At 72.1% G+C, this 24,261-nt stretch carries 29 protein-coding genes; 23 read left to right on the top strand and 6 right to left on the bottom strand.

Going from position 1 to position 24,261, the window contains the following annotated elements:
* Nucleotides 1-551 precede the first annotated feature (551 nt).
* Nucleotides 552-1,208, bottom strand: coding sequence for a general stress protein (locus V5F84_RS09365; RefSeq protein WP_394045833.1), 657 nt, complete (start codon nt 1,206-1,208; stop codon nt 552-554).
* Between the two features lie 190 nt (nt 1,209-1,398).
* Between V5F84_RS09365 and V5F84_RS09370 the strand changes: the two genes are divergently transcribed.
* The 5 genes from V5F84_RS09370 to V5F84_RS09390 all read left to right on the top strand — a co-directional run bounded on the left by V5F84_RS09370 (nt 1,399) and on the right by V5F84_RS09390 (nt 5,572).
* Nucleotides 1,399-2,595, top strand: coding sequence for a phage portal protein (locus tag V5F84_RS09370; protein WP_394045835.1), 1,197 nt, complete (start codon nt 1,399-1,401; stop codon nt 2,593-2,595).
* Nucleotides 2,596-2,603: 8 nt separating this feature from the next.
* Nucleotides 2,604-2,789, top strand: coding sequence for a hypothetical protein (locus tag V5F84_RS09375; protein ID WP_394045837.1), 186 nt, complete (start codon nt 2,604-2,606; stop codon nt 2,787-2,789).
* 704 nt (nt 2,790-3,493) lie between these two features.
* Nucleotides 3,494-3,682: a hypothetical protein gene (locus V5F84_RS09380; RefSeq protein ID WP_394045839.1), complete on the top strand. Its 189-nt coding sequence runs from the start codon at nt 3,494-3,496 to the stop codon at nt 3,680-3,682.
* Nucleotides 3,679-4,218, top strand: coding sequence for an HK97 family phage prohead protease (locus V5F84_RS09385; RefSeq protein ID WP_394045841.1), 540 nt, complete (start codon nt 3,679-3,681; stop codon nt 4,216-4,218). The genes V5F84_RS09380 and V5F84_RS09385 overlap by 4 nt, the downstream gene beginning before the upstream one ends.
* 106 nt (nt 4,219-4,324) lie before the next feature.
* Entirely contained in the window at nt 4,325-5,572 is a 1,248-nt protein-coding gene (locus tag V5F84_RS09390) for a phage major capsid protein (RefSeq protein ID WP_394045843.1), read from the top strand.
* A gap of 509 nt (nt 5,573-6,081) precedes the next feature.
* Here V5F84_RS09390 and V5F84_RS09395 read toward each other — a convergent pair.
* The gene (locus V5F84_RS09395; RefSeq protein ID WP_394045845.1) at nt 6,082-7,107 is read right to left on the bottom strand and encodes a transglycosylase SLT domain-containing protein; all 1,026 of its coding nucleotides are present in this window, start codon (nt 7,105-7,107) and stop codon (nt 6,082-6,084) included.
* Nucleotide 7,108: 1 nt separating this feature from the next.
* Entirely contained in the window at nt 7,109-7,909 is an 801-nt protein-coding gene (locus tag V5F84_RS09400) for a S1 family peptidase (protein WP_394045847.1), read from the bottom strand.
* Nucleotides 7,910-7,992: 83 nt separating this feature from the next.
* Here V5F84_RS09400 and V5F84_RS09405 point away from each other — a divergent pair, with 83 nt between their 5' ends.
* From V5F84_RS09405 to V5F84_RS09440, 8 genes are all read left to right on the top strand, one after another.
* Nucleotides 7,993-8,556 (top strand): head-tail connector protein, encoded by a 564-nt coding sequence (locus V5F84_RS09405; RefSeq protein WP_394045849.1) that lies wholly within the window; start codon nt 7,993-7,995, stop codon nt 8,554-8,556.
* Nucleotides 8,553-8,876: a phage head closure protein gene (locus V5F84_RS09410; RefSeq protein ID WP_394045851.1), complete on the top strand. Its 324-nt coding sequence runs from the start codon at nt 8,553-8,555 to the stop codon at nt 8,874-8,876. The genes V5F84_RS09405 and V5F84_RS09410 overlap by 4 nt, the downstream gene beginning before the upstream one ends.
* Nucleotides 8,873-9,154 (top strand): hypothetical protein, encoded by a 282-nt coding sequence (locus V5F84_RS09415; protein WP_394045853.1) that lies wholly within the window; start codon nt 8,873-8,875, stop codon nt 9,152-9,154. The genes V5F84_RS09410 and V5F84_RS09415 overlap by 4 nt, the downstream gene beginning before the upstream one ends.
* Entirely contained in the window at nt 9,151-9,570 is a 420-nt protein-coding gene (locus V5F84_RS09420) for a DUF3168 domain-containing protein (protein ID WP_394045855.1), read from the top strand. Before V5F84_RS09415 ends, V5F84_RS09420 begins: the two co-directional genes overlap by 4 nt.
* Nucleotides 9,571-9,583: 13 nt before the next feature.
* Nucleotides 9,584-9,991, top strand: a complete 408-nt coding sequence (locus tag V5F84_RS09425; protein WP_394045857.1) for a phage major tail protein, TP901-1 family — start codon at nt 9,584-9,586, stop codon at nt 9,989-9,991.
* 97 nt (nt 9,992-10,088) lie between these two features.
* Complete coding sequence (locus V5F84_RS09430; protein ID WP_394045859.1) at nt 10,089-10,433, top strand: gene transfer agent family protein; 345 nt, start codon at nt 10,089-10,091, stop codon at nt 10,431-10,433.
* A 35-nt stretch (nt 10,434-10,468) separates the two neighbouring features.
* Entirely contained in the window at nt 10,469-10,633 is a 165-nt protein-coding gene (locus tag V5F84_RS09435) for a rcc01693 family protein (RefSeq protein ID WP_509277192.1), read from the top strand.
* 13 nt (nt 10,634-10,646) lie between these two features.
* Nucleotides 10,647-11,279, top strand: coding sequence for a phage tail tape measure protein (locus tag V5F84_RS09440; protein WP_394045861.1), 633 nt, complete (start codon nt 10,647-10,649; stop codon nt 11,277-11,279).
* A gap of 28 nt (nt 11,280-11,307) precedes the next feature.
* Here V5F84_RS09440 and V5F84_RS09445 read toward each other — a convergent pair whose 3' ends face one another.
* Together V5F84_RS09445 and V5F84_RS09450 are read right to left on the bottom strand one after the other, a co-directional pair.
* Complete coding sequence (locus tag V5F84_RS09445; RefSeq protein ID WP_394045863.1) at nt 11,308-11,634, bottom strand: porin; 327 nt, start codon at nt 11,632-11,634, stop codon at nt 11,308-11,310.
* Nucleotides 11,635-12,622: 988 nt separating this feature from the next.
* Nucleotides 12,623-13,366, bottom strand: coding sequence for a hypothetical protein (locus V5F84_RS09450; protein WP_394045865.1), 744 nt, complete (start codon nt 13,364-13,366; stop codon nt 12,623-12,625).
* A 108-nt stretch (nt 13,367-13,474) separates the two neighbouring features.
* Here V5F84_RS09450 and V5F84_RS09455 point away from each other — a divergent pair, with 108 nt between their 5' ends.
* From V5F84_RS09455 to V5F84_RS09490, 8 genes are all read left to right on the top strand, one after another.
* Nucleotides 13,475-14,113 carry a phage distal tail protein, Rcc01695 family gene (locus V5F84_RS09455; protein ID WP_394045867.1) on the top strand — a complete coding sequence of 213 codons (639 nt, stop codon included), beginning with the start codon at nt 13,475-13,477 and terminating at the stop codon, nt 14,111-14,113.
* Nucleotides 14,114-14,124: 11 nt separating this feature from the next.
* On the top strand, nt 14,125-15,015 hold the full coding sequence (locus V5F84_RS09460) for a phage/gene transfer agent baseplate hub protein (RefSeq protein ID WP_394045869.1): 891 nt from the start codon (nt 14,125-14,127) through the stop codon (nt 15,013-15,015).
* On the top strand, nt 15,012-15,470 hold the full coding sequence (locus V5F84_RS09465; protein WP_394045871.1) for an NlpC/P60 family protein: 459 nt from the start codon (nt 15,012-15,014) through the stop codon (nt 15,468-15,470). The genes V5F84_RS09460 and V5F84_RS09465 overlap by 4 nt, the downstream gene beginning before the upstream one ends.
* A 218-nt stretch (nt 15,471-15,688) precedes the next feature.
* On the top strand, nt 15,689-19,603 hold the full coding sequence (locus V5F84_RS09470; protein ID WP_394045873.1) for a baseplate multidomain protein megatron: 3,915 nt from the start codon (nt 15,689-15,691) through the stop codon (nt 19,601-19,603).
* A 406-nt stretch (nt 19,604-20,009) separates the two neighbouring features.
* Nucleotides 20,010-20,735 (top strand): DUF2793 domain-containing protein, encoded by a 726-nt coding sequence (locus tag V5F84_RS09475; protein WP_394045875.1) that lies wholly within the window; start codon nt 20,010-20,012, stop codon nt 20,733-20,735.
* 50 nt (nt 20,736-20,785) lie between these two features.
* Entirely contained in the window at nt 20,786-21,109 is a 324-nt protein-coding gene (locus V5F84_RS09480) for a spike base protein, RCAP_Rcc01079 family (RefSeq protein ID WP_394045877.1), read from the top strand.
* Nucleotides 21,106-22,485, top strand: coding sequence for a hypothetical protein (locus tag V5F84_RS09485; protein WP_394045879.1), 1,380 nt, complete (start codon nt 21,106-21,108; stop codon nt 22,483-22,485). The genes V5F84_RS09480 and V5F84_RS09485 overlap by 4 nt, the downstream gene beginning before the upstream one ends.
* The gene (locus tag V5F84_RS09490) at nt 22,482-22,718 is read left to right on the top strand and encodes a hypothetical protein (RefSeq protein WP_394045881.1); all 237 of its coding nucleotides are present in this window, start codon (nt 22,482-22,484) and stop codon (nt 22,716-22,718) included. The genes V5F84_RS09485 and V5F84_RS09490 overlap by 4 nt, the downstream gene beginning before the upstream one ends.
* Nucleotides 22,719-22,722: 4 nt before the next feature.
* Here V5F84_RS09490 and V5F84_RS09495 read toward each other — a convergent pair whose 3' ends face one another.
* Complete coding sequence (locus V5F84_RS09495; protein ID WP_394045883.1) at nt 22,723-22,935, bottom strand: hypothetical protein; 213 nt, start codon at nt 22,933-22,935, stop codon at nt 22,723-22,725.
* A gap of 98 nt (nt 22,936-23,033) precedes the next feature.
* Between V5F84_RS09495 and V5F84_RS09500 the strand changes: the two genes are divergently transcribed.
* Both V5F84_RS09500 and V5F84_RS09505 read left to right on the top strand, forming a co-directional pair.
* Nucleotides 23,034-23,915: a glycoside hydrolase family 108 protein gene (locus tag V5F84_RS09500; protein ID WP_394045885.1), complete on the top strand. Its 882-nt coding sequence runs from the start codon at nt 23,034-23,036 to the stop codon at nt 23,913-23,915.
* Nucleotides 23,912-24,220: a hypothetical protein gene (locus V5F84_RS09505; protein ID WP_394045887.1), complete on the top strand. Its 309-nt coding sequence runs from the start codon at nt 23,912-23,914 to the stop codon at nt 24,218-24,220. The genes V5F84_RS09500 and V5F84_RS09505 overlap by 4 nt, the downstream gene beginning before the upstream one ends.
* Nucleotides 24,221-24,261 lie beyond the last annotated feature (41 nt).

The raw sequence follows: 24,261 nt of genomic DNA on the forward strand, positions 1-24,261 counted from the left end.
CCTCCCCCGCACGCGGGAGAGGGGATCTGTCGTGCAGGTGGAGATGGCATCTCGCCGCCGGAACCTTCGTGCTCCCTCTCCCGCTTGCGGGGGAGGGGTGGGGAGGGGGAACCCGTCGGCACCGCACGAACGCTATCCTCACGCCGGTCGGCCGGGCCGTTCGCGGCGCGGCGGGGGTCCCGAACACACGGCAGCCCCCTCCCTGACCTCCCCCACACGCGGGAGAGGGAATCCATCGTGCAAAGGGAGACGGCATCTCGCTGCCGGAAACCTTCCTGCTCCCTCTCCCGCTTGCGGGGGAGGGGTGGGGAGGGGGAACCCGTCCGCACCGCACGAACGCTATCCCCACGCCAACCGGCCGGGCCGTTCGCGGCGCGGCGGGGTTCCCGAACACACGGCAGCCCCCTCCCTAACCTGCCCCACACGCGGGAGAGGGGATCTGTCGTGCAAAGGGAGACGGCATCTCGCCGCCGGAACCTTCCTGCTCCCTCTCCCGCTTGCGGGGGAGGGGTGGGGAGGGGGAACCCGTCCGCACCGCACGCACACCATCCTCACGCCAACCGGTCGGGTCGCTCCCGACGCCGCGCGGTCTCGCCGGCCGGGGGCGGCGCGTCCGGGTCGAAACGCGACCAGCCGTCCTTGCGATAATCGTTCGCGCGGGCTGAGGGGTCCACTGCCGGCGGGGCGCGCAGGATGGTGCGGGCGGCGTCCAGCCGCAGGGCGTCCACCTTCGCCACCACCAGCGTCCCGCCGCGCCGGACGCTTTCGGCGCACAGATGGGCATCCTCCTCGGAAACGCCGCCGTCCATGAGCGCGCCGATGATGCCGCCCGCAGCCCCGCCCACGGCCGCGCCGGCCAACGCGCCGGCCGCCGTCGAAAGCAGCCAGCCGCCCGCGAGCACCGGGCCGATGCCGGGAATGGCGATGATGCCGAGCCCGGCCAGCAGCCCGCCCGCGCCGCCGATGCCGGCGCCGATGCCCGCCCCCGCGCCGGCATCGTGGATCACCTCGGCCACGTGGTCCGCGTGGTCCCGGTCCGCGTGCCCCTGCTCCGCGTTTTCCTGCTCCGCCGCGTCCTGCGGAGCGGCTTCCGCGCCCTTGGCGATGATCGAGATCGCCTCGCGCGGAATGCCGGCCATCTGGAGCGCGCGCACCGCCGCGACGGCATCGTCCTGGCTGTCGTAAAGGGCGGTCACGGTGGTGGTCATCGCGCTGGGCTCCTCGCTCGCATCGCAGGCGTCCCGACGGGACGGACCGTCGCGGGGTCGAAGCTTCGATCTTGCCTGCCAAATCCGCTTTGTGAAATCCGGCGCCGCGCAATCTCCGCGCCCCGGAGGCTCGCCTCTCAACGTATTGACCGCCGCCGCGTTCCAGGCGGCCCTTCAAGGAGCTTCCCGCATGCTCGCCTCCTTCCTCGCGCCGTTCCGCGCACGCCCCGCGGAGGCTTACGCACGCCCCGCGGAGGCGAAAGCCAGCCGCACGGCCTCGCTGGTCGCGGTCTTCAGCCAGGGGCGGGCGCGCTGGTCGCCGCGCGACTATGGCTCGCTGGCGCGCGAGGGGTTCCTGCGCAACGCCATCGCCTATCGCGCCGTGCGCATGGTGGGCGAGGCCGCCGCCAGCGTACCGCTGCTGCTCATGCAAGGCCCGCGCGAGCTCGACCGCCATCCGCTGCTGGATCTGCTCGCCCGCCCCAATCCGCGCGCCCAGGGCGCCGATCTGCTGGAGGCGCTGTGCGGCCATCTGATGGTGGCCGGAAACGCCTATCTGGAGGCGGTGGCGGTGGACGGCGCGGTGCGCGAACTGCACGTGCTGCGCCCCGACCGGGTGCGCGTGGTGCCCGGCCCGGAAGGCTGGCCGGAGGCGTTCGACTATACGCTCGATGGCCGCACCCTGCGCATCCACCAGGATGGCGCGGACACCGCCGGCGTGCCGCCGATCCTGCATCTCACCTTTTTCAATCCGCTGGACGATCATTACGGCTTCGCCCCGCTGGAGGCGGCCGCCCAGGCGCTCGACCTGCACAATGCCGCCACCGCCTGGAACAAGGCGCTGCTGGACAATGCCGCGCGCCCTTCCGGCGCCCTGGTCTATGGCGGGGCGGGATCGCTGAGCGACGAGCAGTTCGCGCGGCTGAAAGACGAATTGGAGGCGAGCTTCCAGGGCCCGACCAATGCCGGTCGCCCGCTGCTGCTGGAAGGCGGGCTCGACTGGAAGCCGCTCGCCATGAGCCCCAAGGACATGGATTTCGAGGCCGCCCGCAACGGCGCGGCGCGCGAGATCGCGCTGGCGCTCGGCGTGCCGCCCATGCTGCTCGGCATTCCCGGCGACAACACCTATGCCAATTATGCCGAGGCCCATCGCGCCCTGTGGCGGCTCACCGTTCTGCCCCTGGTGAAGCGGCTCGCGGCCTCGCTCTCCGCCTGGCTGGCGCCGGCCTATGGGGAGGGCCTCGTCCTGGTGCCGGACCTCGACCAGGTGGAGGCGCTCTCCTCCGAGCGCTCCGACCTCTGGGCGCGGGTGGGCGCGGCGGATTTCCTCACCGATGCGGAAAAGCGCGCGGCCGTGGGCTACGGCACCCGCGCGCCGGGCGTCTAGGCATCCCCATGGACGCCCTGATCCGCATCTTCGCCGAGCGCGGCGATCTGGCCCATCTCGCGCTGCTGCTGTGGGCGGCCAGCGCCTCTGCGGTGGCGTTCCGGGCGCTCGCGGGTCTGGCGAAGGCCACCGAGCGGCTGGATGATTTCGTGCGCGAGCTGGCACGCTTCAACGCCCGCCACGGCGGCGAGTGAGCGCTTGCCTGTCCCGGCCCAGCGACGGCTTTGCCGGAGCGCCGAGCCGGGACCCAGCGCATGAGTTCTGCGCAGCAGTCGAACGCGCTGCGCGCATTTGGATTGAAGCGCCTGCGGCGGTCCGTTGCGCTGGGTCCCGCCGCGCGTTCCACGCCTGCGGCGCTCCGCTTGGCCGGGACGCGAGGGTCGCGCTCCCGATCCCTGCGAGCTGGCCCGCTTCAACGCCCGGCACGGGAGCGAGTGAGCGCTTGCGTGTCCCGGCCCAGCGACGGCATCGCCGGAGCGCCGAGCCGGGACCCAGCGCATGAGTTCTGCGCAGCAGCCGAAAGCGCCGCGCGCACTTGGATTGAAGCGCCTGCGGCGGTCCCTTGCGCTGGGTCCCGGCGCGCGCTCCACGCCTGCGGCGTTCCGCTTGGCCGGGACGTGAGGGTCGCTCGTGACCCTGGTGTGCGGAATCAAGAGGCAGGCGCGCCGCGATCCCCGCGTGTCCCGGCCCAGCGACGGCTTTGCCGGAGCGCCGCGCCGGGACACGGCGCACGAGTTCTGCGCAGCAGCCGAAAGCGCCGCGCGCTTTGGATTGAAGCGCCTGCGGCGGTTCCCTGCGCTGGGTCCCGGCTCGCGTTCCACGCCCGTGGCGTTCCACTTGGCCGGGACGCGGGCGTTCGCTCCCCGCCATTCCCCCATCCCCAAACCGGAGATCCTCCATGCGTGCTCCCGGCCGCAAGGCGTCCATGCCGCGCATTCGTGCGTTCGGCCCGACCTTCCATCGCTCCACCGCAGCGCCGAGCGCGCCGGCCCCCGGCGGGGTGTTCCGCGAGTTCGTCGCGGCGCTGGAAAAGCTTGAGCGCGCCAAGCGCCGCAAGCCGCGCGGCGCCGATCCGAAGGGCGCATGAGCCCCCGTGTGCGCGATGCGCAGCTCCCGCCCGGCGCGGGGGAAGCGGGCGCCGACATCGCCGGCTATGCCTGCCGCTTCGAGATGCTCGACCTCGGCCGCGACATCATCGAGCGCGGCGCCTTCGCCGCCTGCCTCGCCGCGCGCGGGCCGGGCGCGGTGCGCATGCTCTATCAGCACGACCCCGCCGAACCCATCGGCGTGTGGACCCATATCGCGGAGGATGCGCGCGGGCTCTATGTGCGCGGGCGCCTCGCCGGCGACGTGGAGCGGGCGCGCGAGGTGGCGAGCCTGATCCGCCTCGGCGCGCTCGACGGGCTCTCCATCGGCTTCAAGGCCGCCGCCGCCCGCACCGATCCGCGCACCCGCGTGCGCCGCATCTCCCGCATTGATCTGTGGGAGATTTCCATCGTCACCTTCCCCATGCAGCCCGACGCCCGCGTGGTCCTCTCACCGGGCGGGCCGGCGGCGGCGTTCGACGGGGCGCGCACGGCCGCCCCGCGCGGCCGCGCCATTGCCGGCGGCGTGCCGGCCTGACGCGCGGCCCTTCTCCCGACCCTGCCGGCCGACCCGCCGGCCCTCTTTCCCACCCGGCCGACCCTGCCGGCCCGGCCTTCCTCTCCTCCTCCCACAGGACCGATCCATGACCCATCCCCTGAGCGCCCCCGAGACCAAGGTGACCACCCCCGAGGCGAACGAGGCGCATTTCGACCTCATGCTCGCGTTCGAGGCCTATAAGGCCGCCAACGAGCAGCGCCTGGGCGAGATCGAGCGGCGCGCCGCCGATCCCCTGACGCAGGAGAAGCTGGCGCGCCTCGATGCCGCCCTCGACAGCCAGAAGGCGCGCCTGGACGCCCATGTCACGAAGAGCCGCCGTCCCGCCCTCGGCGGCGCCCCGGAGCAGCGCGCGGGCGCGGCGCTGGAGCATGGCGACGCCTTTTCCGCTTATGTCCGCACCGGCGAGAGCGCCGGCCTGAAGGCGCTGGAGGCCAAGGCGCTCTCCGTCGGCAGCGGTGCCGATGGGGGCTATCTGGTGCCGGCGGAAACCGAGCATGAGATCGGCCGCCGCCTCACCCAGCTCTCCCCCATCCGCGCGCTCGCCAGCGTGCGCACCATCGGTTCGGGCACCTACAAGAAGCCGTTCATGAAGAGCGGCCCGGTGAGCGGCTGGGCGGCCGAGACCGCGGCCCGTCCCCAGACCGACAGCCCGGTGCTGGCCGAGCTCGCCTTCCCCGCCATGGAGCTTTACGCCATGCCGGCGGCCACCCAGGCGCTGCTCGACGACGCCCAGGTGAATCTGGAGGAATGGATCGCCGCCGAGGTGGACAGCGCCTTCGCCGACCAGGAGGGCGCGGCCTTCGTCAACGGCGACGGCATCGCCAAGCCCAAGGGGTTCCTCGCTTATGCCAAGGTGGCCGAGAGCGCCTGGACCTGGGACAAGGTGGGCTATGTGGCGAGCGGCGTCGCCGGTGCGTTTCCCGCCACCAATCCGTCCGATCCTCTGGTGGACCTGGTCTATGCGCTGAAGGGCGGCTATCGCCAGAATGCGAGCTTCGTGCTCAACCGCCGCACCCAGGCGGCGGTGCGCAAGCTGAAGGATGAGAGCGGCGATTATCTGTGGGCACCGCCCGCCGTGGCGGGCCAGGGCGCGAGCCTGATGGGCTTCCCGGTCGCCGAGAGCGAGGACATGCCGGACATCGCGGCCGATGCGTTTTCCATCGCCTTCGGCGATTTCCGCCGCTTCTACCTGGTGGTCGACCGCGCCGGCGTGCGGGTGCTGCGCGATCCGTATTCCGCCAAGCCCTATGTGCTGTTCTACACCACCAAGCGGGTGGGCGGCGGGATCCAGGATTTCGACGCCGCCAAGCTGCTGAAGTTCGCCGCGAGCTGAGCGCGGCGGGGCAGGGGCGGGCGGCTTGCGTCCGGCGCCGCGGGTCTGCGCTTGCGACCTTTCCCCCACCCCAACCCTCCCCCGCACGCGGGAGAGGGGGCTTATGGATTTTCGGGCGAGGGCGGCTCTTGCCACTATAGCGGCCGAACCCTCTCCCGCGTGCGGGGGAGGGCAGGGAGGGGGCGGTGCGCAGCACCGTGGTGCAGGTCGGACGCAGCGGTGCGGGAGCGCCGGGTTCGGCGTCTTCGATGCCGTCATGGCCGGGCCTGTCCCGGCCATCCAGGCGGCGCCGCGGGTCTGCGCTTGCGGCCTTCCCCCACCCCAACCCTCCCCCGCACGCGGGAGAGGGGGCCTGTGGTTCCGGTGGGAGGGTGGTTCTCGCCGCCAGAACGGAAAAACCCTCTCCCGCTTGCGGGGGAGGGCAGGGAGGGGGTGGCGCGTAGCGCCGTGGTGCGGGTCGGTGCTCCGGCGATACCGTCGCCGGTCCGCGATGCGACGATCTCCCGTCCTCAGTTCGCCAGCACGATGCAGGCGCCGCCGGCCTTGTGCAGGCGGGCGCAGAGGGCGTTCGCGTCGGCCCGCGTCTGGGCCGGAAGCCGCACCCGGTAGAATGGGCCGCGTCCGCGCCCCGGCACGCGGGTGCCGATGACCATGGGCGATGTCTCGCCGATCACGGCGGCAAAGCGCGTCGCGGCGCGGCTGTAGGCGGCGAGCGCCACGCTTTTCGAGAAGGCGCCCGCCACCTGCACGCCCCAGGGCGCGAAATCCGGGCTTTCGCTCGCGGAGGCGAGCGCCGGCTCGCCCTGGCGCAGGGAGGCCACCACCATGAGACAGCTCTTTCCCTCGTCGGAGAAAACCTTGCCCTCGCCGGAAAGACTCTTGCCCTCGCCGGAGAAAGCCCGCGCCGTGCCGGACCTCGCCTCGGTTCCCGAGGGCGCGTCCGTCTGCGCGGTCGCGCCGGTGTCGGGGCGCGTGTCCGGGGTGGACGGCTTGCCCGTCTGCGGTGCGCCCTGCACCGGCTTTTCGCCGCGCTTGACCGCCGCCCAGTCCTCGGCGCTGCGGCCGGTGATGAGGCGCACATACAGCCGCGTTTCCGAGGGCAGGCCGGAACGGCCGGCGAGGAATGCGTCCACGCGCGCGGGGCCGGCATTATAGGCCGCCGCCGCAAGGCCGAGATTGCCGAACCGGCGTTGAAGATCGGCCAAGAGGCTCGCCGCCGCCGGAAGCGCGGCTTCCGGATCGAACGGGTTCTTCAACCCGCGCTCGGCGGCCGTGCCGGGCATGAACTGGGCGATGCCCTGCGCGCCCTTGGAACTCACCACATGGCTGCGGAACGAACTTTCGCGCCAGATCAGGCGGGTGAGGAAGGCGGCGGGCAGGGCTTCCCGGCGCGCCGCATCCTCGATCAGGCGGCAGAGCGCCTGGTCCACGCTTTCCCCGCCCGCCGCCTCGGCCGAAGGCGCGCCGAGGGCGGCGGCGATGCAGACGCAGGCCAATGATCGCACCGCGCGGCCCCATGCGCGGGCGCGGGCCATCTCAGCCCTTCACCGGGCTGCCGAGGGCGCGGGCGGTGGAGGTGATCCAGTCGCGATGCAGGCCCACCAGCGTCACGCCCGTGACGCCGCCGCAGCCGCGCGCACCATTGGGGCCGGTGGCCCAGCCGATGACGCCCGCGACCTCGCCTTCCTGGAACGCCGGGCCGCCGCTGTCGCCCACGCAGCCGCCGGCGAGCCCGCTTTGCGGCGACAGGCGCGCCATGATGCCGCCGGTGGTGCCGATGGAGGGCAGCAGCGCGGTGCGCAGCTTGCCCGCGCTCTTCTCCGCCCCGTCGGCGGTGACGCCGAAGCCGGCGATGAGGAAGAATGATCCGCGCGCCGGCAGCCCGCCGTTGGCGATCCGCACCGGGCTGAAGCGCTCCGGCAGCGGCTCGGACAGCTTCACCAAGGCGAGGTCCGGAGTCGGCCGGCGGGTGCGGAATTGCTCGCCGTTGAAGGACGGATGGATCGCGATGCGCAGCGCCGGCAGGAGGCGCGGCGTGCCCTCGCCGATCAGCGCCACGGCATAGTCGCCGGCCGGCTGCACGCAATGGGCGGCGGTGAGCACCAAATCCTGCGCCACCACGCTGCCGGTGCAGGAGGCGCCGCGCGTCGAGACGATCAGCACCGTGTGCGCGGCGATCTCCTCCGGCGCCGCCTCGCCGCCGACGATGGCATGCACCGGAAGCGCGCTGAGGCTCAGCAGTCCCGCCAGCAGCAGGCCGGCAAGCAGCGCCGGCCCGCGCCGTCGGCGGCCGGGGCGGGCGGGGGTGGGCGATGGATCTGTCGCGTCGAAGGTCATCGCCCGTTTCTGCCGGCCCGCCGGGCCGTTCGTCAATGCCGCGCCGTCGGCCGGCACCCTCTTTTCATCCCGCGGAGACCCCCATGCCCGAACGCATCGACGGGCCTTCGGCCGAGCCTTTGACGCTCGCCGAGGCCAAGGCCTTCCTGCGCATCGACACCGATGCCGAGGACGCGGTCGTGTCCGCCCTCATCGCCGCCGCGCGGCAATGGGTGGAGAGCGAGACCCACCAGATCCTGCTGCACCAGACCTGGCGATTGACCCGCGACGCCTGGCCGCCGAGCGGCCTGATCGCCGCGCCGCTGGCGCCGGTGCGCGCGGTGCTCGCGGCCCGCATCGTCGCGGGCGACGGCGCCGCCACCGAGCTGCCGCTCGATCTCTTCACCGTGCGCGGCACCCGCATGCCGCCGTTGATCGCCGTGGACCTGACGCGCGCGCCAGTGCCGTCCCGCCCCCTCGGCGGCATCGTGCTGGAGCTGCAGGTGGGCTACGGCGCCACCGCCGCCGGCGTGCCGGCCGATCTGCTGCAGGCGGTGCGCCAGCTCGTCGCCTTCCTTCATGAGCATCGCGACGAACCGGGCGACCAGGGCCGCATGCCGGACAGCATCCTGGCGCTGCTGCGGCCTTATCGCGCGGTGCGGCTGTGAGCGGCGCCGGCGATCTGCGCCACCGCATCGTCCACCAGACGGCGGTGAGCCTGCCCGACGGCGCGGGCGGGGCGAGCACCACCTATCTCGCCGTGGACCAGATCTGGGGCCGCATCGAGACGCCTCCGGGCGACCCGGCGTTGAGCGCCGAGCGGCGGATGGCGACCCTGATCCACCGCATCACCGTGCGTGCGCCCAACACCATTTCGCGCGGCGACCGGCTGACGCTGGGCGCCCGCATCTTCGCCGTGGAGGCGCTGAGCGACCCGGACGGGCGCGGGCGCTTCACGCGCTGCCTGTGCCGGGAGGAGCAGACATGAGCACGCCCGTTTCCGGCCTCGACGGCCTTGCCCGCCGGCTCGAAGCGGCGTTCGCTGCGCGCCTCGCCGAACAGGCCGTGGAAGCGGCTGCGCGCGACCTTGCGGCGCGCCTCGCGCCCGCGCTCGGCTACCCGCCATCGGTGATCGTCGAGGGCGCCGCGCGCCGTGTCGGCACGGACGATCCCGCAGCGGTGGCGCGCGAGACCGGCACCCTGGCGCGGCCCGCCAATCCCTGGCTGGCGCCGGTGCTCGCCGAATTGCGCAGGAGCACATCATGAGCCCGCCCCTCACCAGCCCGGCTCTGGCGCTGCGCACCGCCATCCGCGCGCGTCTCGCCGCCGACGGGCCGCTGCTCGCGCTGCTCGGCGGGCCCAGGGTCTACGACCTGCCGCCGAAGGATGCCGCCTTTCCCTTCCTCACCCTGGGCGAGGCGGTGGTGGCGGACTGGTCCACCGCCACCGAGGCCGGCACCGAGCAGAGCCTGACCTTGCACGCCTGGTCGCGCGAGAGCGGACGGGCGGAAGCCTTCGCGCTCGCCGCCGCCGTGCAATCGGCGCTGCACGACGCGCCGCTCGCCCTGAACGGCCACCGCCTCGCCAATCTGCGCGCCACCACCGCCGAGGTGCGGCGCGACGAGGACGGGCGGACCTTCCACGCTCTGGTGCGCTTTCGCGCCGTCACCGAACCTGCTTGACGAGGAGAAAACCATGGCCGCGCAGAAGGGCAAGGACCTGCTGCTGAAGATGCACGACGGCGCCACCTACGTGACCGTGGCGGGCCTGCGCTCGCGCACGCTCGCCTTCAACGCCCAGAGCGTCGACATCACCCATTCGGACTCCGCCGGCCGCTGGCGCGAATTGCTCGCCGGGGCGGGGGTGAAGCGGGCCAGCGTCGCCGGCAGCGGCGTCTTCAAGGACGCCGCCTCCGACGCTTTGGTGCGCACCGCCTTCTTCGATGGGGCGCTGCGCGACTGCCAGGTGCTGATCCCGGATTTCGGCACCGTCTCCGGGCCGTTCCAGGTGACGGCGCTGGAGGTGGGCGCCGAGCACGACCGGGAAGTGACCTTCGACCTGACGCTGGAAAGCGCCGGCGAGATCAGCTTCGCCGCGCTCTGAGCGGCCTCCCCTGTTCCGCTCCCTCTCCCGCTTGCGGGGGAGGGCCGGAGAGGGGGAATGCCGCCATACCCGACAAAAATCCCATGAGGAGATCCCCATGCCGAACGCCCATCGCGGCGAGATCGAAGGCGTGCTCGACGGCCGGCCGCGCACTTTGGTGCTCACCCTCGGCGCGCTCGCCGAGCTGGAGCACGCGTTCGGCGCGAGCGACCTCGTGGCGCTCGCCGAGCGGTTCGAGACCGGGCGCCTGACGGCGCAGGACGTGGTGCGCATCATCGCCGCCGGCCTGCGCGGCGCCGGCGAAACGGTGAGCGACGCCGAGGTCGGCGCCATGCGCGCGGACGGCGGGGCGGTGGGCTATGCGCGCATCGTCTCGCGCCTGCTCGCCGCCACCTTCGCAGGTGCCGATCCGGCCCGCCCTCAGCCGCCGCAGACGGCCTGAGCGCGCCCGCGCGGCCCTTCCCCTGGGAAGGCGCCATGCGGGCCGGGCTCGGGCTTCTGCGGCTATCCTCAGAGCAATTCTGGCGCATGACGCCGCGCGAGCTTTCCGCCGCCGTGTCGGCCTTCACGCCGGCGCCGCACGCGAGGCTCGACCGCGCCGGCCTCGCCGCGCTGATGCAGCGCTTTCCCGATGCGGTTTGAGCAGGAGAAACCCATGACCCCGATGGACGGCATTTCGGTCAAGGTCGATGCCGACACCCGCCCGTTCCGCGACGCCCTGGCCGACAGCGAGCGGCTGGCACGCGGCTTCGCCAGCACCCTGGGCAACGCCTTCACCAGCATCGCCGTGAAGGGCAAGGATGTGGGCGACGTGGTCGAGGGCATCGGCACGCGGCTTTCGAGCCTGGCGTTGAATCTCGCCCTGAAGCCGGTGGAGCAGGGGATCTCGAACCTGTTTTCGAGCCTGCTGGAAGGCAAGGCGTTCGCGCGTGGCGGGGTGGTTGCGGAAGGGGCGGTGCGGCCGTTCGCGACCGGCGGCGTCCTGCAGGCGGCGGGCGGGGAGGGCCTGCAGGTACGCGCGTTCGCCAAGGGCGGTGTGGTCGCCGCGCCGACCTATTTTCCGCTCGGCAGCGGTGCCGGCCTGATGGGGGAACGCGGGGCGGAAGCGATCCTGCCGCTGGCGCGCGGCGCCGACGGCGCGCTCGGCGTGCGCACCCAGGACGGGGGCGCGCGGTCTTCCGTGACCGTGAACGTCAGCACGCCCGACGTGGGCAGTTTCCGCCGCTCGGACGCCTATCTCTCCGGCCTCGTGGCGCGGGCCGTGGCGCGGGCGCAGCGCGGCGCCTGAGCCGGCGGGACCGGCCTCAATCGGCCGTTTACTTGACCGTCTTCCAGGGATCGTAGGCGGGGCCGGGATTGCCGCTGGTGGTGGTGCTGGTGCCCGGATTTGGCGCGTTGCCCACCGCGGTGCCCGAGCCCGCATCCATGCGCACCGCGCCGCCCACCTTGATGCAGGTGTCGGTGCCCGGCGCAGGCTGGAACCCGGCGCCGAACTGGGCGCAGGGGTTTGCGCCGGGCTTCGCGGCATCGCCGGCAAGGGCGGCTCCCGCGCCGAACGTTCCGACCAGCACCGCGAGGGCGAGGCGGCGGCGCAGCGCGCCGGTCCGGCGCACGGAGGGGAAACGAGCGAACGGAAGACCCATGGCATCCTCGTGACGCGGCCCGGCCGGGCAAGATCGGGGGAACCCTTCGCGCAGTTTAGACCGGCAGATCGTGGCGCGTCCAAGGCGGAAACGGCAGCGCGCGGGAGGCCATCGCCGCCCCGAGCCGCCCCCCTGGCCCGAGGCGCCCGCCGCCTGCGAGACCGACCCGGCCGGCCATATCCTGACCTTGGCCTGACATGCCGTGGCTCGCTGCGCGAGATGCGCGCCGCGTCACTTCGTGCCTCGACGTCACTCCGTGCCTCAGCGTCACTCCGCGCCTCGACGCGACATGCCGTCGCCGGATGCACTTCGGCCGGATGCGCCTTGCCGCGACGCGTCCATAGTCCGGCGCGAGAGCGGGACGGGTTTCCCCGCAGCCGCGCCCCGGCACGCGGTGTCCTCGTTGGCAGGTGCGCTCGTTGGCAGGGGCCGGCTGGGAGCAGCAGGTGGCGGTTTCCGGACGGCCGGAACGGGCGGGGATTCTCCCGCGCCTGCGGGCGCCACGCAACGCTGCGCGGCCCGCGTCGAGCCTGCGGAACAGCCTCGCGGGGGCAATCGCATGGGACCAATCCCATCGGCCGAAGAACGCCGGTTCCGCGCCTCGCAGCTTTTGCGGCGGGTGGTTGCGGGTGCGTGGTTCAGGGCGCGCCGCCGGCGAACACGCGGCGGGAAGTCGCCGCCCTGGAGCGCGCCGTCATCGAACGTGCGGCTCTGGAGAATACGGCCCGGGAGCACGCGGCCCTGGAGAATACGGTCCTGAAGCACGGCCCAAGGGCGATGTCCGGGAGACGCGCTCCGGGAGCGGGGTGTTGAGAACACCACCGGCCGGACAATCCGGCCGGATGTCTTGGTCCTGCCTGCGCCGCAGCGCGGGCCGTTTGCGACATCAACATGCGCAGGATCCGCGCAGACACAAATTCCGCGCAGACGCATCATCCGCATGCGCCGAGGCCGATCCGGCCCCAGCCCTTCTTGTCAGCCCTTGGCGTCAGCTTTTCTTGGCCGCCGCCTTGGCCTTGGGCGCGGCTTTCGCGGGCGCCTTCGCAGCAGCCTTCGCCGGTGCCTTGGGCGCCGGTTCGGCGGCCTTCTTGGCGGCGGCGGACTTGTCCGCTGCGGCCTTGATGGCTGCGACCTTGCTCGCCGTGCTGGTCTTGGCGGGGGCCTTCGCCGTGGCCGCCTTGGGGGCCGGGGCCGGAGCGGCTTCCGCCTTCACGGCGGCGGCCTTGGGCGCAGCCGCCTTGGGAGCCGCGGGCTTGGGAGCGGCGGGCTTCTTCGCGGCGGGCTTGGCTGCCGGCTTTGCCGCCGGCTTTTTAGCAGCGGGGGCCTTGGCGGCCGCAGGCGCTTCGGCGGGCGCGGCGGCAGCGGGCGCCGGCGCGGCTTTGGCCTTCGCGGCGGGCTTCGCCGCAGCCTTCGCAGCCGGCTTGGCCGGTGCGGATTTCACTTCGGCGGCGGCCTTCGGCGCGGCGGCTTTCGGCGCGGCTGCCTTGGCCGCCGGCTTCTTGGCGGGCGCTGCCTCCGCCGCCGGCTTTGCGGCGGCCTTCGGGGCGGCGGCCTTCGCGGCCGCCGGCTTCGCCGCTGCGGATTTGGGGGCTGCGGCCTTTGCCGCAGGAGCCTTCATCGCAGGGGCCTTCACAGCAGGGGACTTGGGTGCTGCCGCGGGCTTCGCTGCGGCGGGTTCCGGCGCTTTCGCCGGGGCGGCGGCGGCGGGCTTTTTCGCGGTCTTCGTGGCCATGCTTCGGCTCCATCCTCAACGAGGAGTTGGAAGTCAAAGCTTCCCACTAATCTATGTCAAGACGCTGGATACTGAAAACACCTCAGAATTGGGAGGTTTTGAAACAATATGGCATCCTTTCATGAGGTTTTGTTCCCGCTGGACGTCGCCTTGGGCGCTTCGGGCGGGCCGGAGCGGGTCACGCAGGTGGTGACGAGCGCCTCCGGGCGCGAGGAGCGCAACGCCCGCTGCGCTGATTCGCGGCGTCGGTTCGACGCCGGCTACGGCGTGAAAACCCTCGCCGCTTTGCACGCCGTTCTGGCCTTCTTCGAGGAGCGGCGCGGGCGTCTCTACGGCTTCCGCTGGCGCGACCGGCTGGACCATTCCTCCGCCCCGCCGGGCAGCACGATTTCGCCCCTCGACCAGGCCCTCGGCACCGGCGATGGGGCACGCGCGGTGTTCGCCCTGACGAAGACCTACGGCGCCTTCCACGCCCCCTATGCGCGGGCCATCGCAAAGCCGGTCGCGGGCACCGTGCGGGTCGCCGTCGACGGGGTCGAGCAGGCGGAGGGCACGGCGTTCGGATGCGACCCCGCGAGCGGCCGCGTGACCTTCCTGCCGGGACATGTTCCCGGCCTCGGCGCGCGGGTCAGCGCGGGGTTCCAGTTCGACGTGCCGGTGCGCTTCGACACCGATTTCCTCGAGGTCAATCTCACCGCCTTCGCGGCCGGGGACATCCCCCGCATTCCGGTGATCGAAATCCGCTGACAGGAGCCGCCATGCGCCCCGTGCCGAATGCCCTTCAGGCCGCCCTCGACGGCGGCGCCACCACCTTCTGCCACGGCTGGCGTATCGCCCGCCGCGACGGCGTCACGCTCGGCTTCACAGACCATGACAACGACCTGCGCGTGGAGGGCCTCACGTTCCACGCGGCGGGCGGCATCGCGGGCAGCGAAAGCGTTGTCGCACAAGGCCTCGGCGTCACCGGCGCGGAGGTCTCCGGGGCGCTCTGCGCCGATACCTTGAGCGAGGCGGACCTCGCCGCCGGCCGCTTCGACGGCGCGCGCATCGAGCATCTGCTGATCGACTGGAGCGCGCCGGAAAATCACCTGCTGCTCCGGCGCGGAACGCTCGGCGAGGTGCGGCGCGAGGGCGCCGCCTTCACGGCCGAAATCCGCTCCCCCGCCGATGCGCTCAACCAGACCCGCGGGCGACTGTTTTCCGCCCTCTGCGATGCCGATCTCGGAGACGCGCGCTGCGGGGTGGACCTCACCGTCGCGCCCCATCTGCGCACGGGTGTGGTGGCCGGCGTGGAAGGCGCGCTCCGGCTGCGCCTGGCCGGGCTCGGAAGCATCGCCGCGCAGGCCTTCCTGGCCGGGCGGCTCAGCTTCACCTCGGGCCTCAACGCGGGCTTCTCCACCGAGGTGAAGCTGCACGAGGCGCAGGGCGAGACGCCGCTGTTTCAGCTCTGGCAGCGGCCGCCGGAAACCGTCAGTCCGGGCGATGGCGTCGTGCTCACGGCGGGCTGCGACAAGCGCTTTTTCACCTGCCGCGACCGGTTCGCCAATGCGCTCAATTTCCGCGGCTGCCCGCACATGCCGGGCAATGATTTCGTCATCACCATCGCCGTGCCCGGCGAGGGCGGATACGACGGCGGTGCGCTCTCGTGAGCCGCGGTCCCATCCTCTCCGCTTGCGTCACCCGCGCGTGCATCGTCGACGCGGCGCGGACCTGGCTCGGCACGCCCTATCTGCACCGGGCGTCGGTGCGGGGCGCGGGAGCCGATTGCCTCGGCCTCGTGCGCGGGGTCTGGCGCGGCCTGTACGGCGCCGAGCCGGAACCGCTCGCGCCCTATGCGCCGGACTGGGCGGAGGCCTCCCGCTGCGAGACCCTGGCGCTCTGCGCCGGGCGTCATCTGCGGGCGGTTCCGGTGGCGCAGGCGCAACCCGGCGACGTGGTGCTGTTCCGCTTCCGCGCGCATCTTCCGGCCAAGCACGCGGCCATTCTCTCCGCCCCCGGATTCATGATCCACGCCTATGACGGCGTCGCCGTGTGCGAAGGCCATCTGACGCCCTGGTGGCGCCGGCACCTGGCCTATGCCTTCGCGTTTCCGGGGGTGGAATAGGGTCGGGCCTGCGCCTGCGGCATCATCGCATGCCCCCTCCCCAACCCTCCCCCGCACGCGGGAGAGGGGCCTGTTGCGTGGGCGGTGAGAGCCGCTCATGCCGCCATGTGGGCGCGCTCCCTCTCCCGCGTGCGGGGGAGGGTCGGGGAGGGGGAAGCCCCACGCGCCGTATGCGCGCGCACCTTTCTTCATCCCCCCAACCCAATCGGAGATCCTCAATGGCGACGCTGCTTCTCGGCGCGGCCGGCTCGCTCGTGGGCGGCGCCTTTTTCGGGCCGCTCGGCGCGGTCGCCGGGCGCGCGCTCGGGGCGCTCGGCGGATCGATGGTGGACGGCGCGCTGCTTGGCGGCAGCCGCTCCAACGTGGTGCAGGGCGCCCGCCTGTCCGACCTCGACGTAATGACCTCCAGTGCCGGCGCGCCGGTGCCGCGCATCTATGGCCGCGTGCGCCTCGCCGGACAGGTGATCTGGGCGACGCGGCTGGAGGAGGTGGTCTCCACGAAGGTGCAGTCCAGTGGCGGCAAATCGAGCCGCGCGCAGAAGGTGACGACCACCACCATCTCCTATTCCTACTTCGCCAGCTTCGCCCTCGGCCTGTGCGAGGGCGAGGTGACCCGCATCGGCCGCATCTGGGCCGACGGCAAGCCGCTCGACACCTCGGGCCTCACGATGCGCGCCTATCTCGGCAGCGCCGACCAGCCCCCCGATCCCTGGATCGAGGCCAAGCAGGGGGCGGGCAATGTGCCGGCCTATCGCGGCCTTGCCTATCTCGTGTTCGAGCGCCTGCCGCTGGCGAAATTCGGCAATCGCGTGCCGCAGATCACGGTGGAAGTGGAGCGCGCGGTGGGGCGCCTCGAACCCCTGGTGAAGGCGGTGACCTTGATCCCCGGCGCCACCGAATTCGGCTATGAGCCGGGGCAGGTGCAGCGGGTGCTGGGACGCGGCGCCTATGGCGCGGAGAACCGCCACGTGACCAGCGCCGAGAGCGATCTGGACGCCGCGCTGGACCAGCTCCAGGCGGCCTGTCCCAACCTGCGGCGCGTCTCGCTCGTGGTCACCTGGTTCGGCGACGATCTGCGGGCCGGCATCTGCACCGTGCGGCCCAAGGTGGAGCGCGCGGTGAAGGACACCATCCCCTACGCCTGGACGGTCGGCTGGTTGCCGCGCCTGCTGGCGCCCATCGTCAGCGACCATGAGGGCCGCCCGGCCTATGGCGGCACGCCGAGCGATGCCAGCGTCATCGCGGCGATCCAGGCCCTGAAGGCGCGTGGCCTGGAGGTGACGCTGAACCCGTTCGTGATGATGGACATCGCGCCCGGCAACGGCCGGCCCGATCCGTGGACCGGGCAAGCCTCCCAGCCGGCCTATCCCTGGCGCGGACGCATCACCTGCGATCCCGCGCCGGGGCGCTCCGGTTCGCCCGATGGCGGGGCAGGTGCGGATGCGCAGGTGGCAGCGCTGTTCGGCACCGCGCAGCCCGCGCATTTCTCCAATTATTTCGGCGGCATCCTCTACATGGGGCCGGCCGAATGGAGCCTGCGCCGCATGGTGCTGCATTACGCCTTCCTCGCGCAGATGGCGGGGGGCGTGGAAACCTTCCTCATCGGCTCGGAATTCGCCGCGCTCACCCGCGTGCGCGGCGCCGGCGGCTCCTTTCCGGCGGCCCAGGCGCTGCGCGCGCTGGCGCAGGATGTCAAAGCCATGGTCGGCCCCGGAACCAAGGTGTCCTATGGCGCCGACTGGACCGAGTACGGCGCGCAGAGCTTTGCGAACGGCGATGTGCGCTTTCCGCTCGATGCGCTGTGGGCCTCGTCCGCCGTGGACTTCATCGGGGTGGATTATTATCCCCCGCTCGCCGACTGGCGCGACGGCCGCGCCCATCTCGATGCGGCCCTGGCGGAAGGTCCCTACGACCTCGATTATCTCACCGCCAACACCCGGCGCGGCGAAGCCTTCGACTGGTATTACGCCGATGATGCCGCCCGCGCCGCGCAGGTCCGCTCGCCCATTACCGACGGGGCTTATGGCGAGCCCTGGATCTATCGCCAGAAGGATCTCTGGTCGTTCTGGAGCCAGCCCCATCACGAGCGCGCGGCCGGCGTGCGCGCGGCGGTGCCGACCGCCTGGACGCCCGGCTCCAAGCCGTTCCGCCTGACCGAGGCGGGGTGCCCGGCGGTGGACAAGGGTGCCAACCGGCCGAGCACCTTTCCCGATGCGAAATCGGTGGAAGGCGGCCTGCCGCCCTTCTCCAACGGGGCCCGCGACGACCTGATGCAGCGCCGCACGCTGGAAGCGCTGCTCGGCGCCTTCGATCCCGACGCGGGCGCGGACGATGCCGACAACCCGCCCGCGCCGGCCTATGGCGGACGCATGGTGGAGGAGGGCGGCATCTTCCTGTGGACCTGGGACGCGCGGCCCTATCCGCAATTTCCGCTGGCCCGCGACGTGTGGGCGGACGGCGCCAATTGGGAGACCGGCCATTGGCTCACCGGCCGGCTCGGCGCCGCGCCGCTTTCAGCCGTCATCGAGACGGTGTGTGCCGACCATGGGGTCGAGAATGTCTCGGCGACCGGCGTGCTCGGCGTGGTGAGCGGCTTCATCGTGGATCGGCCCATGTCGGCCCGCAGCGCGCTCGAACCGCTGGCGCGCGCTTTTTCCTTCGACGCCCGCGAGGAGGGCGGCATCCTCGCTTTCCGCCCGCGCGGCGGGGCGGTCGCGGCGCGCATCGATGCCGCCGACCTGGTGGCGGGCGAGGATGGGGCGACTCTCTCGCTCGTGCGCGCGCAGGAGAGCGAGCTGCCGCTGGAAGTGGGCCTCAGCTTCATCGACGCGGGCGCCGATTATCGCACCGCCAGCGTCGGCTCGCGGCGCCTGGTGGGCGCGAGCCGACATGTGGCGCAGACCGAGATTCCCGTCGTCGCCTCGGACGCGGTGATGGTGCGCGCCGCCGACATCTGGCTTCAGGACCTGTGGGCCGGGCGCGAGAGCGCCACCTTCGCCCTGCCGCCGTCCCACATCGGCCTTGTGCCCGGCGACGTGGTGGAGATTGTCGACGGCGCACGCACGCGGATGCTGGAAATCATCCGCATCGAGGATGCGGACGCACGCGCCGTCACCGCCCGTTCCATCGAGCCGGAGGTGTTCGACACCCCCCTTCAGGGCGTGGCGACGGGCAGCGTGGCCCTGCCGCCGGCCTATGGCCCGCCGGCCGTCCAAGTGCTCGACCTGCCGCTGCTGTCGGCGGGCGATCCGGTGCCGCTGCAAGCGCTCGCCGCCGCCGCCGCGCCCTGGCCCGGCACGCTCGCCGTATGGCGCTCCGCCGACGGCGCGAGCTTCGAGGCGGTGGCCGCCTTCAGCTCTTCCTGCACCATGGGCGAGACGCTGGAGGATCTCGCGCCCGGCCCGCTCTGGCGGTTCGATCGCTCGACACCGCTACGGGTGCGGCTGGATGGCGGGCTGCTGCTCGGCGCCAGCGAGGGGCAGGTGCTGGAGGGGGCGAACGCCCTCGTTCTGCTGGCCGAGGGGCGGGCGCCGGAAATCCTGCAATTCACCCAGGCGGAGCTGGTGGACGGCGGGCTGTTCGTGCTGTCCGGCCTGCTGCGCGGGCAGGCCGGCACCGAGGCGGCGGGCGCCGCCGCATGGCCGGCGGGCACCGGCTTCGTTCTGCTGGACGGCAATATCGCCAGCGTGGCGAGCGGCGTTTCCGCCTTTGGCCGCGCCTATGTCTATCGCGTGGGCCGCGCGGACCGCGACCATGGCGACGCCTTCGTGACGCAGGTGAGCGCGCAGGTGGGCGGCGCGGCGCTGAAGCCCTATGCGCCGGTGCATCTTTCCGCCCGCCGGCAGGGCGGCGATATCGCGCTCGCCTGGATCCGCCGCACCCGCACCGACGGCGATGGATGGGATGCCGTCGACGTGCCGCTGGGCGAGGCGGTGGAAGCCTATCGGCTGGAGATTTTGTCCGGCGCCGCGGTGGTGCGGGCGGTGGAGGTGGCCGCGCCCGCCTTCACCTATCCCGCGAGCGCCGAGACGGCGGATTTCGGCGGCCCGCAAGCCGCGCTGAGCTTCCGCGTCGCCCAGCTCTCGGCGGTGCTCGGCGCGGGCGCGTTCGCCCAGGCGACGCTGGCGGTGTGAGGCTAATCGGGACGGAGTGCTTCCTCTGACGGAGGCGGACTTTGCCCCGTCTGCACGGGTCCTTCCCCTCTTCGGCAGGCCGCCACTCCCTCTCCCGCTTGCGGGGGAGGGCTGGGGAGGGGGCATCGCACTCCTTCTCGCGCCGAAGCCTTTGGGCGGAACACCCCTCACCTCAACGACCACCCCTCACCCCAGCCGCCGGCGGGAGGGGGGACCGGGTGGCGCGTGGGGCTCTCGCCCTGCGGGCTTCACGCCGCTCCTTAGCTTCCCCGCCATAGAGCTTCACCTCTTCCCGGCGGGGAGAGGCCGACTGCGGAGCGGGCGGGCGAGGGGCTTGCGCCTCGCGCGCCCAGACGCCCGGCTCACGCACCCGCAACCCCATTCCTTCCCACCCCAAGGAGGCTCCATGTCGTCCGACCAGTCCGCGCGCCTCGCGCTGCCCTATCTCGCGGCGGCGCAGGCGCAGAAGCATGTCACGCACAATGCCGCCGTGCGCGCACTCGACGCGCTGGTTCAACTGGTGCTCCAGAGCGTGACCCAGGCAAGCCCGCCCGGCGCCCCCTCCGACGGCCAATGCTGGTACGTCCCGGCGGGCGCCACCGGCCTGTGGAGCGGGAAGGCCGGCAGCATCGCCACCTATGACACCGGCGCCTGGGACTATCTGCCCTGCCGCGCCGGGTTCCTCGCCTATGTGGAAGACCAGGGCGCGCTGCTGATGTTCGGCGGCAGCGCGTGGGCGGCGCCGTTCGCCGGCAGCGGCGGCCAACTCGCGATCAGCCTGCACGGCGCCGCCATCCGCGCGCAGGTGCTGGAGGAGGATTGCCCCCTGTCCGGCGCCAGCGTCGACACCAGCATGGTCATTCCCGACCGCGCCATCGTGCTGGGCGTGACCAGCCGCACGCTGACCGCCATCACCGGCGCCGCCTCCTATGATGTCGGCATCGCCGCCGAGCGGGCGAAGTTCGGCGGCTCGCTCGGCATCGCCGCCGGCTCGACCAACGGCGGGGTGATCGGCCCCACCGCCTTCTATGCCCCCACCGCCCTGCGCATCAGCGCCAATGGCGGCGCCTTCACCGGCGGCAGCGTGCGCCTCGCCCTGCATCTGCTGCTGTGTCCCGGCCCCTCGGCCTGAGCCCTCGCGCCTCGCCCGACCGTGCATCCCCAGATGGAAAGACCCCAACCATGGCCTATGATTCCGCCCGCGATCCCCTGCGCGGCCATGCCGCCTCGGCTTCCTCTCCGGCCCGCGTCGTGCGCGTACTGGTGCCGTCCGACACGCTCGACCTCGATCCCTATGCCAAGAGCCTGTGGCTCTACGTGCCGCCGGACGTGGCGGGCGGCGTCGCCAGCGTGCGCGTCACGGCCGCCGGCGCCGCGAGCGACGCCGACACCGTGGACTTCCGCGCCCTGAGCGGCCTCCAGCCGCTGCCCCCGGTGCAGATCCGCCGCGTGTGGAGCACCGGCACCACGGCCGGCGTCATCCTCTATGCGCTGGCGGACCAATGATGCGGCTCGGCCTCTCGCTCCCCAGCGCCGCGCTCTATCGCCAGCGCAGCCAGCCCCCGGCGCCGGAGACCCTGGGTCTGCTGGCGCGCATGAGCGTTCCGCCGAGCCCGGCGCGGCGCACCCAGATCGACACGCTGGTGAAGGGCCTCATCGCCGCCGGCCTCTGGACCAAGCTCGATGCCTTGTACCTGACCGCCGCCCATGACGCGCAGGCGGCCCGGCTGAACCTCGTGCCCTGGACCGGCACGGTGACCAATCTCCTGCCCAACAGCACGATGCAGGGTGCCAATGTCGGCACAAATACGACACCGACAGGGTGGGCCGTCGGTGGACCGCCTGGCATCACGCGCTCCCTTGTTGGCCTAGGGACTGTAGGGGGGCTGCCTTATATCGATGTGCGGTACTCCGGGACCCTCAACATGTCTGGGTTTATCGCCGCGATCACGTTCTCACCGTCTCTGACGGGGACACCCGGCGGGCGCTATACGCACAGCGGATATTTTGCGCTGGTGGCGGGTTCATTTGGTGCAACAACCGCGTCGGTCAATATTCAGACCTTGGCTGCCGATGGGATCACGACGGTCGACAATTTCAGCGGGTCGGAGTTTTTCACGGGCCTCAATTCAACCATAGGGCGCCGGCTGGTTACGGCCGTCGCGGGCGGGACCGCCGCCTATGTGGTCCCACGCCTCCGCATGGTGTTCGGCTCCTCCGGTTCCGTGGTGGATTTCACCCTGCGCATCGCCGCACCCCAGCTTGTGCGGATGGACGTGCCGGGCAATTTCGTCCCCACCAGCGGGGCGGCGGCCTCCCAGGTGCAGACGCTGGCGCGGTTTGACCTCAGCGCGGTCAACTCGCCCCTGTTCACCGTGGATCGCGGCTACAGCGGCAACGGCACCACCAGCTATCTGGATACGAACGCCAATCCGGCCCAGGACTTCAACCGGCTCTCGTTGAATTCGGCGACCTATGGAACGTGGGTGCCCAGCGAGATTGCGATCACCTCCATGTCGATGGGCGATGCCGCCAATCTGGTGCTGATCCAGCCGAGGAACGACACGGGCGCGGTGGCGGCGCGGATCAATGATGGCGGGGGCATCACCCGTTCGGTGGCGAGTTCCGTCGGCCTGACGGCCGGCGACCGAGCGGCGGCGGCGGCCCGTTCGCTCTATAAGAACGGCGTCGAACTCGCCTCCGATACGACCGGCGTGTCGGTGGCGATGCCGACCGAACTCTACCTGCTGCGGCGCGGCGTCACCTTCTACCCCGGACAGGTCTCGGCGGCGTTTGCCGGTGCCTCCCTGACGGCCGCGCAGCATCTCGCGCTCTATTCCGCCCTGCGCACCTATCTCATCGCCCTGGGAGCCGCCGCATGAGCGACATCTATCTGCTGCTGACGGCGGAACTGGCCGAGGCGGTGCGCGGCCCGACGTCTCCGGGCGCCGCGCTGGCGCCGGTGCTGCTTGCCGATGCGGTGACATGGGTTCTGCCCATGGGGGTGCTCGACGATCCCGCCCATGCCGTGCGCCGGCCGCAGCTCGCCGCCTGCGCGACGCGAATCGTCCTGCCGCAGGAGTGGTGCACGGCCGATCCGGACAGTCTGGACTAGGCGGTCAGTACACGTCCTGCCAGACGTTGCAATAGGGATTTCCGTTATATTGCGTTGTTTTATACACGGATGTCCCGGTGAAGTAATAGCAGTCAAGCTCGTTGTCGCGTGCCAGATAGCTGTAAACCAGGCCGATCGAGTTGACTTCAAGATAAAATGAGAAACTCACGAACATAAGCGTGAAAATCAAAAACATTCGCCCCAGCGTGTGTTCCACGTGACATCCCCATTATTGGCGAAGCGGTGCCCGTGACCGAAATGGTCGTGCCGCGCCAATCAAATCCAAATCTTAACGAAAAATTATAGGAGGTGTGCATGGTAGCGTCCAGTTTCGACGCGGCCTTGGCGCGCGTGCTCGTCCACGAGGGCGGCTATAGCGATCACCCCGCCGATCCCGGCGGCCCCACCATGCAGGGCGTGATCCAGCGGGTCTACGATGCCTATCGCGCGTCCAAGGGCGCGCCGCGCCGCTCGGTGCGCCTGCTGGAGCGCGCCGAACTGGTGGAGATCTACCGGCGGCAATATTGGGATGCGGTGCGCGCCGACGACCTGCCGCCCGGGATCGATTATGTGGTGTTCGACGGCGCGGTGAATTCCGGCCCCGCCCAATCGCTGAAATGGCTTCAGCGTGCGCTCGGCGTTCCGGCCGACGGGGCGATTGGCGCGGTGACGCTCGCGGCGGCGGACGCCTGCGCCGATCGCGCCGCTCTGGTGGACGCGATCTGCGACCGCCGTCTGGCCATGCTGAAGAGCCTCGCCACGTTCAAGGTGTTCGGTGCGGGCTGGAGCCGGCGCGTCGCCGACGTGCAGCAGGCCGGGCGGGCCTGGGCGCGCGCCGGCGACGATGCCGCCGTTTCGCGGGTCCCGGTGCTGCCCCTGGATGCCGGCCCGGCGGGGGCGAAGGCGCCGGCCTCCAGCGCCGTCCCGCTTCCCGGTCCGCAGGCCGGCGCGAGCGCCGCGGCCGGCGGCCTCATGGCCTCGGCCCTCGCGGAGGCGGCGCGGCAGGTGGCGCCGCTGGCGAGCGGCTCACCCTCCCTGTCGCTGGTGTTCACCGGCCTGACCCTCGCCGGGCTGGTGCTCACCTGCGTGGGCATCGGTGCCGTCTGGTGGGCGGACCATGCCCGCACCCGGCAGGCGGGCGTGCTCGATCTCGCCGAGACGGGAGGCCCGCGCGCCGGCGCGCGGGGGCAGCCATGAGCCTGCTCGCGGAAGCGCTCGTCTACCAGGTGCCGTGGTGGCTGCTCGCCCTGCTTGGCGTTGCGGCCGCGCTGGCGGCCGGCTGGTTCCTGGGGCTGCGGGCGGCGCTCGCGGTGGGGCTCGCCGGCCTCGTCTTCATCGCCGGGCGCCGGGGCGCCCAGCAGGGTTGGACCGATCGCGAAGCCAAGGGAGAACGCGATGCGCAAAGGGCCATCGATGCGGCGCGCGGCGCGCGTGCTGCTGCTGAGCGGGACGGCCGCGATGCTGGGCGGCTGCGCGACGACGACGGGTGGCGGCGAGACTAAGGTGTTCTGCGCCAGCGCGGCGCCGATCACCTGGTCGCGCG

The organism is Roseixanthobacter liquoris (assembly GCF_043195135.2).
Taxonomy (GTDB): Bacteria; Pseudomonadota; Alphaproteobacteria; order Rhizobiales; family Xanthobacteraceae; genus NCEH01.